The sequence below is a fragment of the Bacillus sp. 2D03 genome (assembly GCF_003946765.1).
GTDB lineage: Bacteria > Bacillota > Bacilli > Bacillales > Bacillaceae_G > Bacillus_A > Bacillus_A cereus.
Genome location: NZ_RPSJ01000008.1, coordinates 291,126 through 304,373, shown reverse-complemented (window position 1 = coordinate 304,373; position 13,248 = coordinate 291,126). Strand labels below are relative to the sequence as shown.

Here is a 13,248-nt window from a genome sequence, read left to right as displayed (position 1 = left end):
AAAAGAGTTGATTTATACTTTTTATAGGCTATAGAAAAACTTTTATTTTAAAGAAAAGAGAATGGGGCTGATTAATATAGGTGGTTTAATGCCTTCTTATACTAATGAAAAAGAAATAAAGGAAAAAATTGAAATATTTAAGGGGGAATTTCATACTTTTATTAAAGAGAAATTAGATATTGAGGATATGGAGTATTTAATTGATATTGGTACTATTAGAAATATAGACGGTTTTCCAGAAGATAGTATTAAAGCAAGCACAATTATTAGTAAGTATGAATCCAAAGTAGAAAAGGTAGTATTCTTTACAAAAAGTATTAGTGCGGATATCAATTTTAGATTTGCTAAAATTACAAATTCAAATATGTTTAAAGAGGTAGTATCTCTTTATATAATGTTTGTGTTTATTCATGAGTTGGTCCATGTAAAACAGATTAAGAATGGTATGAAAATAGAAGAGTATAATGAAATAGAATACAAAATTAATGAATTTGAACAAGAAGCTAATGATAAGGCGAAAGAAATTTTGAGTGAATTTGGAGAATTTCAAAGAGAAATATCTTATATAATTTATAGCAATAAAATGGTAGATAATGATAGTTTTATAGAACTTATAAAGCTTTATAAAGAAAAAGAGTTCCAATGATTTGATAAATATATTTCTATTTAATTAAAAGGTAGTATCTTAAAAAAATTCTTTACTTAAAGTTGAGATAAAAATTGTTTACTACTGAATTATTTAAAATGTATTTGTGTAAAATAACGTTCATCCTTTTTGTTGATGAACGTTATTTTTGTGTGTTGTCTATATTTTTCTATTGTCTAGAAGATGTATATAAGTATATGGGATACAGAGGTATGTTACTCGAAAATAGAGAAGATTACCCTTTATAATATTATCTAAAGCATCGGTTTAATACTAAGTATCTTATTTTATTATTAAGAGCAGTCTTAACATTTAAAACAGTTATCGATCATCTTTTATTAGTGATTTTAGATGAAGTAAGGCAAGAGGATTAAAAAATTTACCGACCTTTTAAAAGCGTTATATAATTTACAAAAAAATAGTTTAAAGAGTTCTAAGTAATCTTGGCATCATCAGAGAAATTAAATATTAGAAAAAAGATATTTTTTTATCTAGAAGAAAAGTAATGTTTAATCAAAGAGAGTGTTACAGGATAAACAGTGAAAAAATATAAATTTTATTAATAATAACTAATATATAATGAACTTCAAACCGTCAGGTATAAAGATTATTTTTAGAAAACAAGTTTACAAAATGTTTATTTCAGTTTGGAAATAACATCTTCTATTTAATAGACTATGATAAATAATACATATGCAATGAAATTTTAAAAAAGAAAGGAGAAACAAAGGTGCATAAACATGAATATATTTCTTTTACCTTAGCTACAGAAACAGCTGCGAGAGTAATTTCAAGTTTTTATAGGGAAGATGAAGAAAGTGAAGTTTCATTAGAAGATTTTTGGAATTGGGAGAAAGAAAATATAATAAAAGTACTTATTAAACCACATCGAAAAACAGTGATACATATGTGGTTAGAATACTATGTGCATGTAGATTGTGAACTATATAATGCTAAAACAAGTTTAGATAAAGAAAGTTATATTAATGAAATGATTTACTTATTACATGAAGTAGAAGTGCTTCCTCGAGAGTATGAGCCCATTCGTTATACTACTGAGTATTTCCGATTAGAATTAAACGAGGCAGAATTTATAACCATAATAACAGATGAGAATAATAAGAAGATACAAGAATTGGAACAAATGGTTTCTGATAATCTTCAAAAAATAAATGATCTTATAATACACTCTGCTTTTCAAATTATAATGCAAAATCGTATGTTTCTTCATGATTTTCATTTAAGACTTAGTGAAATTTTGGAAAAAAGATTTGACTGGATTAGTGAAAATTATCCTGAAAATGTTACAGATACTAAGAAATTAAAAAGAGCAAATTATTGGCCTACTTGGCTAGAGGGTGCTATTTTTTATCGTGATAAAGGTACTTGTGTTATTTGTCGAAGAGATGTATCTGGTTTAAGAAATCTTAGTATGAAACAAGCTATAGATCACATTATACCTATAAGTTTGTATGGAAGTAATGATGCTACTAATTTACAGATTCTTTGCCGTAGCTGTAATGAAGAAAAAGGTAATAGGTCTACAGCAACAAGTGGAATAAATGTTCCCTTTTGGAATTTAGACCAAAATTAGTCATGTTATTTTTAGAATGATGCCCTTGATCTACTGATTTTTGTTGCTATGTGATGAAAAATACTGAGTTTATTAGTTGATTTGGTTTTTCGTTGGATTAATTTAATAGAATATGATGTGTTGAAATATGTTTTATAATTTGGACTCTAGATAAATGTAAATAGATACATAAGAACGTCTTTACTGAATTAAAGGGAAATAAGTTCCATCGCATACAGAGAGGTTCTCTATGCTGTCAGAAATAGATAGTGTTTTGTGCTATAAAGTAGGGATTTTGGAAGCTTGCTGACGGAAATATTTATTCATGTTCCTAAAGTTATACATGTTGAATAAGTAAAATGGGAGAATTAGTATGGTCTTAAGTATTAATCAGGCTGAAGCATACCATAAGTAAGGCTCTTTACCTTTATAAATTATAGGCAGAATTATAATTTATAAATTTTGGTTGTTCTCTGGTTAAATTTATATATTAATATTATTCCAATAAAATTTAGTTTTAAAAATAGGCTACTTTCTTGTCTAACTATAACAAGAAGCATAAGATGGCCGTTTTGGCCAACTTATGCTTCTTTTAGTTTACTGCCAACTTATGCTTCCTTTAGCGGTAGCTTTATGGGTAAGGTCATAAAGGGTGTTTCTTGAAACAAAGAAACAGCCGTCCGTATAAATCAGCTTTTTTTTGTCATAAAATTATTTAGCAGGCAACCATTAAATAATTAGACCAAAAAATCTATACAACATCTTTGAAAGATTACAGGAATATCAACGAAAAGCGTGATTCATTTCTACCTCGATTAGAGTTGAGCTTTGTATTGGTCACAATATAGGGAAACGTTATTTTCCATGAGAACTATCGTATAATGTAAGTAGTTATGAAATGGTGATATATTTGCTTTAAATACATAATTAAATATAGGAGTATTTGAAATGGGAAAAGGTAAAACGCACGAGGAATATCTTGCGGAACTATTAGAAAAACGCGGGGACGAATTCGAGGTTATCGAAAACTATGAAACAAATGCTAAAAAAATAATGCATCGTTGTAGAAAATGTTCGCATGAATGGCCTGTAAGACCTATAAACCTTTTAAGAGGTAGCGGTTGCCCTGGATGTAGAAATAAAAACTTAAGTAAAGAACGAAAAAAGACAAAAAAACAATATGCAGCAGAAATTTTAAGAGTTCATGGTGGTAATATCAAAGTTATAGGTACATACAATGGCGCTAGAAATACCACAGACCACCAATGTAATGTATGTAAAAATATTTGGAGCGCAGCACCAACAAATATCTTAAAAGGAAGAGGTTGCCCAAAATGTGTAGGTAAGAACAAAACGCAAGATGATTATATAAACTGCGTTTATAAAGTTCATGGCGATAATATCCGTGTTATAGGAATGTATAAAGGAGCACGCGAAAAAACAAAACATAAATGTAAGTGTGGCCACGAATGGAATCCAATGCCGACAGATATTTTAGGAGGAAAAGGTTGCATAGTATGTGGTGGGAAAATGAAGCGTACACATGAAAGATATGTTAGAGAAGTTTTTGAAGTACACAGCGATAAGATTGAGGTTATAGGAACATACGTAAATGCTAAGACAAAAATAATGCATCGTTGCAAGGCGTATGGCCACGAATGGGATGCAGCACCTTTAAATGTTGTAAATAAAAGCTCAGCTTGTCCAAAATGTAATGAGTCGACAGGCGAAAAACTTGTAACTGAAATTTTAGAATCACATAATGTTTTATTTGATACACAGGTTTCGTTTGGAGACCTGGGATTCAAGAAACATACTAGATTAAGACCAGACTTTGTTTTATACAGCAACGAGAAACCGACGCTTGTTATCGAATATAATGGGATACAACATTATAGACCGGTGGATATATTCGACGGTGAAAAAGGCTTTAAAATAACGGTGAAACGTGACAATATCAAACGTGAGATGTTAAATAAAGCAGGTATACATATATTAGAAATCCCATACTACAAAACGGATGTAGAAGTTAGGGAAATGATAGAGGAAGCTATTGAACGTTTTGGAATAGAAAAAGAGTATGATTTCATAGATCGTGCTTAATTAGAAGAACAAACTCTATTCAATCCATAAATTTAACATAAATGATAAGCGTCGTAAAGAAGTTTATTAGATTTTTACGATTATGATGAACAAAAAGGATTAATGCAGTTATAAATTTTGCAAAAGACAATGACGATAAAGTAATTAGTTCTAAGAATGATTAGTTTTAATTAAATAATTTAAGAGCGTGTTTTGATTAATCTTTTTCAAAACACGCTCTTTCTTTTTACTCGTTTATTAAAGGTATTGGTATGGAACTTTATGGGTAAAGACATATAATCAATTTTTTTTATAAAAAAAGAAAGTTTATAATAAAAAAGAAAGCTTTTAATTAAACTAAATTTTAAATCTACATTAAGTCCGGTCGCAAAATTAAATAAATTTTCAAAAATATGATGCTTGTAAATTGTGTTTAATGATTGTTCGTAATACAATATATAGTAGTTATGGTTTTGTTTACTAAAAGATGAAATTTTAGAAGGGTTAAATTTCATGAAAATGATTATAAAAACCCAGAGGAATTTTAGGATGTTTAGAAGGTAGATAAAACCAAGGGGAGGAATCTTAGCGTGAATAGTAAAGGGACAAAATACCGGTCAATTATTTCTACAGATAAAAGATATAGAATCCAGCAAAATCCGTTATACTTTATTTTAAATGAAAACCAAAGCATCTTTAAAAGTGCAGAATATAGAGCTTCCGAACAAGAAGTCCAAAGGATTATTGAGCTAGAATTAGAACAGGATTTTAAAATTGGTGGGCACGTAGATTTTGACTATTTACTTGATAATATAAAAGAATACGATGACTTTAATAAGGAATCGAATCAGAAAGCGAATGTTAAATTGTGTTCCCTCTTTGTAGACTTGCGAAATTTTACAAGAAGAGCTTTGTTTGTAAATGAACCGGGTATAGAATCAATTCAAGAGATTGCCAGTTTAAAACAAAAAGCGATCTCCACATGGATTAAATTAGCTAGATTTTACCAAGCTCATATTCATTCTATTACTGGGGACGGCTTGATGATTCTTATCGGTGGAACCCAACCAGAAGATGCGGATGACTGGACATTAGGAGCAAGAGCTTACCTTTTGGCATTGCGTATTTTGGAAAGCACAGATACTTTGAATGAGGAATTAAAACAGATTTTAATTGAAAAAGGTAAGCCAACGCATGCAACCAACCATAATAACCTATTAGATATAAAAGTAGGCGTTGAATTTTCAAATGAAACACTTATGAATCCGCAAGGCGTTGTCGTTAACGTGGATGGAGTAAAAAAAGCTGTTGGTGAGATTAAAGCTACTGCTTTTGAAATTGATTTCTCCGCAAAATTGCTTGGGCATTATAATAGTATTAAGACGAATAAAATTGAAGGAACCCCTAAATATGGGAGAGTTTTATTGATGGGGGAGAGATATAAGGAGCTAATGAATTTCATAGATGAAACTTCTATTGTTCATTATGCAAATTATGAAAAACAGATGTTTGATGTAAAGCAATCCAGAAAAGTTTTATATAGGGATTGTAAGGACCATAAAGGTTCAATCATCACAATTGAAGAAGTAGCAGCACTTTGTAACGTCCACGATATTTCTGAACAAGCAAGAATGGCAAGTATTCATATAGCTAGGGAGGAAAAAACTCAGCATGGATAAACAAATAAGTGATGTGAAAACCGAGTTGGAAAAACTCGGTTTTCATTTTCCTAAGGAAAATATTGCTGTTGGAAGAGTTCCACAGGATAGCGATATATCTGGCTTTTTCATTAAAGTGGAGATTAACCTGGACAATTTCCCGATAAAACAGCCATCAATAAAATTAATTAGTATAAACGATAAGGAAGATTTATATAAAAGTATCCCTGTTCACTGGAGACATGTGGACGAGTTCGTTGGCTCAAATCCAAAAAACTCCCAATTTCATATATGTTGTTTACATAATTGGAGTGCGAAACAAGAATACAATGGTGTGTTCATATACCAAAGAATATTAGATTGGTTAAAATCTAATATAGATGAAAAGTGGAACCCAGAAGAAGATTTAATTACGTGGCGCATTTTACCGCAATTTAGCCAATCAGTTATTTATATTCCACAAACTTTTATTAAAGAGTTAGAGAAAAGCGAAGTAAGAACTCTTTTTGAAGTTGATATATGTCATCAGCCCTTCACTTTTAAAACAGGGGCTCAAGCTTCTCTCAAAAATAGGGGTGAAACATATTCATACAGTCAAATTGATTATAATCAATCTTATCATTTTTTTCCGGAAATCAAGGGTGATGTGGAACATGTTCTGCTAAAAGATTTGATGATTAAAGAAAAGCATTCAAAATCGAGATTACATATTATTAGACTTCCTAGCCGTTCTGCATTTAAAACGTTTTATCAGTTGCTTATCTATATAAGAAACAACACTGAATTAACAAAAATAGAAAAAAGTGTAAAAAATATCGTTTTATTTGTTATGTTTAAAGGTGATAGCGGAAAAATGGAGTACATCTCTTTTATTGTTGGGAGAGAATTCTTGGATAGAAAGAAAGATTTCCAAACAACAATTTTAAAAATAGAAAGCATTGCCCAAAGGGAAAGTGCTGTAGACTTGGCAGTTGGATTATTGGGAGTGGGCTCTTTAGGAAGCCAAGTGGCACGAGTATTGGTTGAAAAGGATGTAAAGAAATTGATACTTGCTGATTATGATAGATTTTCACTTGAAAACCTTGGCCGTCATGTATTAGGGTCCGTACATTTAGGATTGAGTAAATCAGTTGCCTTGAAAAATTTTTTATCAATGTATTATTTAAAAAATAATATTATTGGAGTGGGTAGTAATCAAGATATTGAAGTTGCTGAACATGCGGATTTACTTCTAGTGACTGTAGGAGATACCCAAGCATACGATAAGCTGGCATTCCAAAAATTACTAAATTATGACAAACCAATAATCTGGGCATGGACTTCTGAAAATAATATTTTACAGGAGATCGTTATTACAACAAAATCAACAGGTTGTTTAAATTGTTACTACAGAAGAATTATAGAGGATGATGAACTTAAGCAACTGCAGAAGCTAGCCAAACAGGAAATAGCAAAATACCCTAAAGCTGAAATCGATGTTTGCGGAAATCCGCATACAGCCTCATTAATGGAGCGTATGGTATTTTTAGCTTCACAAATTGTTTCGATTATATCTTATTATTCTAAACATAAAAGTTTTAAGTTCGATTATGTAAACTACTATTGGGGAATGGATGACATTATTCCAACACCTTTGGTAGGGTATCTTGAAAAGAATCAATCATGCTTTTGTAATTAGGAGAATATATGAAAAAAAGAAAAATATTAATTTCAAAATATGTCTTAAAAAAAATGGAACTTTTAACAACGAAATATGATAGGGTAGAAAATGGTGGATTGATATACGGCAGGATGAATCCGGAGTGGATTCAAATTAACGATGTATCAGATGCTGGCGAAAAAGCTAAAAGGACATATTCAGGTGTTGAGTTCGATAGTGAATATTTATCGAAGTATACAGAACAAAAATTACTTGAAGAGCAGTTTGTAGTTGGTACATGGCATTCCCATCCTAAGGGATATGACATTGTTCCCTCCGCCATTGATCGGACTACGATGAGTCGTTTATTTCGATATTACGATGAATCGCATTATCCTGTTTTTATCATAACAAAGTTTGAAGAAAACAAGTTTTTTTTCGCACTTTATAAAATTGAAGAAGATGGTTCAGTTACAAATCTGGTTGATTATGAGGTGTTTGAGGAGGAGACATAGCATTTGGCTGAAGAGAAAAAGGATAATAAAAATCGGTTAGATTTCTTATATAAAGCAATCGATGATACACAAAACACCATTCGCTTTACAGATACAAAGGCTGGTGCCGTAGTTGTTTTTTGGACTTTGGTATTGAATATTATTTTGCGTAAAGATTTCAATTGGTACTTAAGCGTACTAACCACTAATAATTGGGTTGAACAATTAGTGGTAGTAATTTTAACTGCAACCTTAATTTACTTTTTTGCAAAAAGTGTATGGATGGTATATATGACATTGGTACCCCGTATTAATCCAAGGGAACATATTGATACTACGGATTTTGATGCACAGCATTTATTTTTCTTATCAGAGACAGTCCCTGGGATAGAGGGGAAGTATCTTTATAGTAATTACGGGAATCCTAAAATGAAAATAAGTGCTAAAGAATATTATGATAAATTAACTAATTTAGATTCCGAAGGTGTTGAAAAAGAATTAATTATTGAGTTACAAAAGGTGTCCTATATACGTAATGTAAAACTAGCAAGGGCCAATGTGGCAATAACAGCTGTGGTATATTCCTTAATTACAGTAACATTGTTAGTGCTGTACCTTACGGGCAATAAATTTTTCACACAATAAGGAGGAGGATTGATATGGTTCATTTAGAACTAAATGTTTCCTTATTTATAGTGTTATATATTGGACATAAAATTGGTGATTACTTGCTTCAAACAGATTACCAAGCAGTAAATAAGAAAGATAATTGGATAGCTTTAATTAGTCATTGCTTTATTTATACTTTAGCTGTATCTATAATGGCGTATGTGTTCGTCGGTTTCTTCAACTGGACTGCTATCTTTATATTATTTATTAGCCACATAATTATTGATAGAAAAATTTTTTTAAATTGGTGGGCAAAAAATATAAAAAGAATTAGAGATACCGAAGAACCAGCTGTTCAACCGGGATTAATTGAATTAGATCAGGCATTTCACTATATTATATTATTTATAATCAGTTTTTTATAAGGTGAATGTAAAAATATTGATACAGAAGAAGTAAAAGGACAGATGGATAGCGAAATCTGTCCTTTTGTTTATAAAAAAGTTGCACTGTTTTTCCCCTTTTCGATTACAGAATTCTAAATGATTATTAATAAAACTAGTGGTTTTATTCCGCTATATTGTATATAAAGATATAATATAATGGAAACAATCAAAAAATATGTTTTTTATAAGGGGATGAAAGGATGAGTAACTTATTTATTATTGGTAATGGATTTGACTTATCACATGAGTTACCTACAATGTATAAGGATTTTTATAAATACTTAATAGAAAACTACCCTAATGCAATGGATATGAATCTAACGTTTAATATTGATGGTTCATCAATGCCTGATGGTTCAATAGAATTTGATAAAGATGAGGTAGTAGCTTTTCTTATCGATTTGATTTCTAGAGCTGAGAGAAACGGAGAAGACTGGTGCGATATCGAAACAAGTTTAGCGCGTTTGGATTATGATCAGTACTTTGATGAAATGTCTTATCTATATGATGAGGATGAGGATGAATTTAGAATAGCAAACATATATGAAGATGTTGCATCAAATTTTTATTTAGTCACTATACAGATTAAAGAATTGTTTGCAGAGTGGATTAACACTATTGATATATCCCAAGTTGAATTTAAAGATTCTTTTTATGAATACTTAGATCCAGAGAGAGATTCTTTTTTAACCTTTAACTATACATCCGTTCTAGAAGAGGTGTATGGTGCTATATATGTAGAACATATACATGGAATGCAAAAAAGAGATATAATAATTGGTCATGGAAATAGAGACAGAGATTTCCAAAATGGCCCTATAGGTACAGAGTGGCCGTTGTCAAAAATACATGATTCTTTAAGAAAAGATACGCAAAAGATTATAGAACAGAAACAGGATTTTTTTAATTACTTACCACCTGTAGAAAAGATATATTCATATGGTTTTTCTTTTTCAAATGTAGACTTACCTTATATAAAAGAAATCTGTAATAAATTAGATACTATAAATATTACTTGGTTTCTACATGATTACCACGAAAAAGAAGTTAGGGATAGGTACAGAAAGATTATTAGGGAATGTGGGTTTAAAGGGAAATTTGAAGTGTTTAGTGTAAATGAATAAGATGTGAATTTAAAGTAGAGCCTTACTACTTAGAAAAGAAAGTTCGGTTTGACAATGAAAGCCCCAGGAGGACTAAATTATGTTGGATATATTTGATGGGAATTCTAAAATCTACAAAAAAATTGTCCACGAAGTGTTAGATATTGTTGTTGAACATTTCATGGAAGTGGGAAGTAACCCTGAATACGATGAAATATATGGAAATGTATTTCCATTACATAAGCAAGATGAAGAAGATAGAGAAAATCAAGGATTAGCTTTTCTAAAAAAATTGCATAGAGAAATCATTGATAACTTTTCACATGAATTTTCTCCTTTAAAAGAATATGTTTTATACCATATTCTGTTGTTTGTTCATGAAGCTTCAGAAGGAACCTTTTTACTTTCCGAAACGATTCAAAAATTCTTAAAGGAAAGAGAGATAAGCAGCCTGGATGAAGATGAATTAAATGTACTAAATTCTATTAAAACGCCTGAAGATTTAATTGGAGTTTGTTTTGAGGATTTGGATTTCCTTGAGGTTGAAAGGATATTTAATATATACAAAAAAAAACCAAGAATTGTAACTGATTTTCTTCATGTCGATTTAGAATATTATAAAGAGTTGCTACCTGATGATATCTTATCTGAGTACAATCAAATTCAAGAATATCTCAATCTTAAAGAGGGGAGCACTAAACAGGATACAAACATTAAGGAAGTACCAGAAATTGTGAATACAAAAGATGATTTTTATAAAAACGTAGAAGATTTGATTGCTACGTTCAAGCATTATATTGAACACAAGAAGGTACATATTCTTTTAAATAATGAAAAGGGAAAAGCTAAAGAAAAACAGGTTCAAGTAATATTCGGTATGATGGCTAATCTAGCTCTAAAAGGATCTGGAATTGTAATCTCACCAGAAGTTCACACTGGGAGAGGAATCGTTGATTTTCAACTTTCAAAAGGCGCGGATTTCCAAGTACTTATAGAACTTAAGTTGGGGAATCATGGAAGGTATGAGGATGGATTGAATTACCAGTTACCTACATACTTATTGACTGAACAAGTTGACCATGGCTTTTTTGTTTTAGTTTGTTATACGCAGGAAATCTATGAAGAGGCGCAATCTTTGTATCACAAAGCTGAAGAACTTAGTCAAAAATACAACAAGAAAATCCAATTTGAGAGAATCGATGCCAGTGGAACATTAGAATCCGCATCAAAAATCCGAACAGAGAAATACATGGGTTTTAACTAGTACTGCTTTTTGAAAAAGTAGTAACAAAATATGAGAATCAGGATAGACCCTATTCAAAATGTTGTAACTATATGAGTAAACTATGAAGAAGTGTGCTTAAACGAACGGGTGGTGTTAGTGAAAGAGGGACCGATCTATGTCTTATGACAATTTTGTAGTTTTAATCTTTAGCAACCGTGTGCTTTAATTGAATATAGAAAAAGCGTGTTTTGAACAATCTAAAATAACTAGATTTTTAAAAAGATTTAGCAACCTTCTTTCACTTACATAGATAGAAGGCTACTGTAATTTTTTATTATTACTACAAAGGTAAGCGCAATACATTAACAAAAATATTTTTGTTAAAAAGTTAAACACAATAGATTATAAATATATATTATAACAATAATTTAATAGGAGGATTTGATTATTAGTGAAAATTAATAGAGAAGCATTTGATGAATTTAATCTAGTATGTAATGATTACTTTGAAAAAGACGCAAATAAAAATGTTGGTCTTATCCCTGTCAAGTAGACAGTATTAAAAAGACTAAGCAGCCATCGAGATTCGATATTCTATCGGAGCTCGATGGTTGAGTCGTTTTTGGAAACGTTTATAGTTATAAAAGTAAATATATTCTTCAATTGCTTGTATTAAATCCGCTTCTGTTTTAAAATGATTCAAATACAACATCTCCGATTTAAAATGGGAGAAAAATGACTCGATACAGGCATTATCATGGCAGTTTCCTTTGCGAGAGTGGCTGCCAATGATACCTAAATCTAAAAGTCGTTTGTTGTAGGCATGAGATGTGTACTGGAACCCCTGATCTGAATGGAGAATGGTTCCACGCACATCTCTTTTTTGTGCCAACAGTTCAATTGTATCTAATACAAGTTCATTATCATTACGCTTGGATATTTTCCAAGAAACAACTTCGTTATTATAAATATCTTGTACAACAGAAAGATAGCGGAAGCCCTCTTGAAATCGTAGGTAGGTAATGTCTGTAACAAGTGCTTCATTTTGTTGGCGATCTTTGAATTCACGGTTTAAAACATTTGGAAAAGTATTAGAATAATTCCCTTTAAAGAAGCGACGCTTCTTCCGAATAATAGACTGAATGTTAAGCTCACTCATTAATCGATATACCTTTTTGTGATTTATAAAATAACACTCTTCTTCTAAAGCAATTTTCATACGTGGATAACCATATTCTTTGTGCTTTAGGTGAATAGATTGAATTACCTTTTTTAATCGTTTATCGGATTCTAGTCGTATGTTGTTCATACTTTTTGTATGAACCCACTTATAGTAACTTGAGCGATGTACACCCGCAAAATTAGGAAGCCATATAACGGGATATTTTCTCTTTAGTAATTCAATGATATGATATCGTTCTTTATATTTTAGTACGCCCCCATTTACAGATTTGGATACTGCTTTTTTAAATATTCAACCTGAGCCTTATAGTAATCACGCTCTTCTTCAACACTTTTAAAATGAATCCGTTTACCTTTTAAAGGGTTCGGTATACCTTTCATTTTATTATTTTCCCCACGAGTATCTGTAATTTCACCACATTCTTTATATTTTTTCACCCAATTTTTAAGTTGTGTAGAGCTTCTAATTTGATATTTCTCCGCTATCATATCGTAGCTTCCTTCACCATTTAAATAACTTTGAACCGCTGATAACTTTATCTCATTTGAGTATGTATTAAATGTTGTACCTTTTTTGGCCATGAAAAATCC

Annotated in this window: 11 protein-coding genes; 10 read left to right on the top strand and 1 reads right to left on the bottom strand. The window is 30.8% G+C overall.

The genetic code is table 11. The annotated features are described in order from the left end of the window. Positions 1–61: 61 nt before the first annotated feature. The 10 genes from EBQ15_RS19630 (at position 62) to EBQ15_RS19585 (ending at position 11,514) form a co-directional block, all read left to right on the top strand. The gene (locus tag EBQ15_RS19630; protein WP_002001828.1) at positions 62–646 is read left to right on the top strand and encodes a hypothetical protein; all 585 of its coding nucleotides are present in this window, start codon (positions 62–64) and stop codon (positions 644–646) included. A gap of 730 nt (positions 647–1,376) precedes the next feature. Continuing rightward, positions 1,377–2,240, top strand: coding sequence for an HNH endonuclease (locus EBQ15_RS19625; protein ID WP_000548761.1), 864 nt, complete (start codon positions 1,377–1,379; stop codon positions 2,238–2,240). A gap of 927 nt (positions 2,241–3,167) precedes the next feature. Next, positions 3,168–4,322, top strand: coding sequence for a zinc-ribbon domain-containing protein (locus tag EBQ15_RS19620; protein ID WP_000515250.1), 1,155 nt, complete (start codon positions 3,168–3,170; stop codon positions 4,320–4,322). A gap of 569 nt (positions 4,323–4,891) precedes the next feature. Then, on the top strand, positions 4,892–5,980 hold the full coding sequence (locus EBQ15_RS19615) for a hypothetical protein (protein WP_001085068.1): 1,089 nt from the start codon (positions 4,892–4,894) through the stop codon (positions 5,978–5,980). Continuing rightward, positions 5,973–7,637: a ThiF family adenylyltransferase gene (locus EBQ15_RS19610; protein WP_000360762.1), complete on the top strand. Its 1,665-nt coding sequence runs from the start codon at positions 5,973–5,975 to the stop codon at positions 7,635–7,637. The genes EBQ15_RS19615 and EBQ15_RS19610 overlap by 8 nt, the downstream gene beginning before the upstream one ends. Positions 7,638–7,645: 8 nt before the next feature. Then, on the top strand, positions 7,646–8,113 hold the full coding sequence (locus EBQ15_RS19605; protein ID WP_000746298.1) for a Mov34/MPN/PAD-1 family protein: 468 nt from the start codon (positions 7,646–7,648) through the stop codon (positions 8,111–8,113). A 3-nt stretch (positions 8,114–8,116) separates the two neighbouring features. Beyond that, on the top strand, positions 8,117–8,737 hold the full coding sequence (locus EBQ15_RS19600) for a Pycsar system effector family protein (RefSeq protein ID WP_000796956.1): 621 nt from the start codon (positions 8,117–8,119) through the stop codon (positions 8,735–8,737). A 14-nt stretch (positions 8,738–8,751) separates the two neighbouring features. Continuing rightward, positions 8,752–9,126, top strand: coding sequence for a DUF3307 domain-containing protein (locus EBQ15_RS19595; protein ID WP_000233468.1), 375 nt, complete (start codon positions 8,752–8,754; stop codon positions 9,124–9,126). Positions 9,127–9,347: 221 nt separating this feature from the next. Then, entirely contained in the window at positions 9,348–10,271 is a 924-nt protein-coding gene (locus EBQ15_RS19590; RefSeq protein ID WP_000067201.1) for a bacteriophage abortive infection AbiH family protein, read from the top strand. A gap of 79 nt (positions 10,272–10,350) precedes the next feature. Further along, positions 10,351–11,514, top strand: coding sequence for a hypothetical protein (locus EBQ15_RS19585; protein ID WP_002001730.1), 1,164 nt, complete (start codon positions 10,351–10,353; stop codon positions 11,512–11,514). A 529-nt stretch (positions 11,515–12,043) separates the two neighbouring features. Here EBQ15_RS19585 and EBQ15_RS19580 read toward each other — a convergent pair. Beyond that, a protein-coding gene (locus tag EBQ15_RS19580) for an IS3 family transposase (RefSeq protein WP_369015227.1) occupies positions 12,044–13,239 on the bottom strand; the annotation gives its coding sequence in 2 pieces (ribosomal slippage) (positions 12,044–12,945 and positions 12,945–13,239; 1,197 coding nt in all). Between the last annotated feature and the right edge of the window lie 9 nt (positions 13,240–13,248).

Excerpts from the sequence above, each read along its gene's own strand:
- EBQ15_RS19630 (WP_002001828.1), top strand. The coding sequence starts at position 62 with ATGGGGCTGATTAATATAGGTGGTTTAATGCCTTCTTATACTAATGAA.
- EBQ15_RS19620 (WP_000515250.1), top strand. The coding sequence starts at position 3,168 with ATGGGAAAAGGTAAAACGCACGAGGAATATCTTGCGGAACTATTAGAA.
- EBQ15_RS19610 (WP_000360762.1), top strand. The coding sequence starts at position 5,973 with ATGGATAAACAAATAAGTGATGTGAAAACCGAGTTGGAAAAACTCGGT.
- EBQ15_RS19605 (WP_000746298.1), top strand. The coding sequence starts at position 7,646 with ATGAAAAAAAGAAAAATATTAATTTCAAAATATGTCTTAAAAAAAATG.
- EBQ15_RS19595 (WP_000233468.1), top strand. The coding sequence starts at position 8,752 with ATGGTTCATTTAGAACTAAATGTTTCCTTATTTATAGTGTTATATATT.
- EBQ15_RS19590 (WP_000067201.1), top strand. The coding sequence starts at position 9,348 with ATGAGTAACTTATTTATTATTGGTAATGGATTTGACTTATCACATGAG.
- EBQ15_RS19585 (WP_002001730.1), top strand. The coding sequence starts at position 10,351 with ATGTTGGATATATTTGATGGGAATTCTAAAATCTACAAAAAAATTGTC.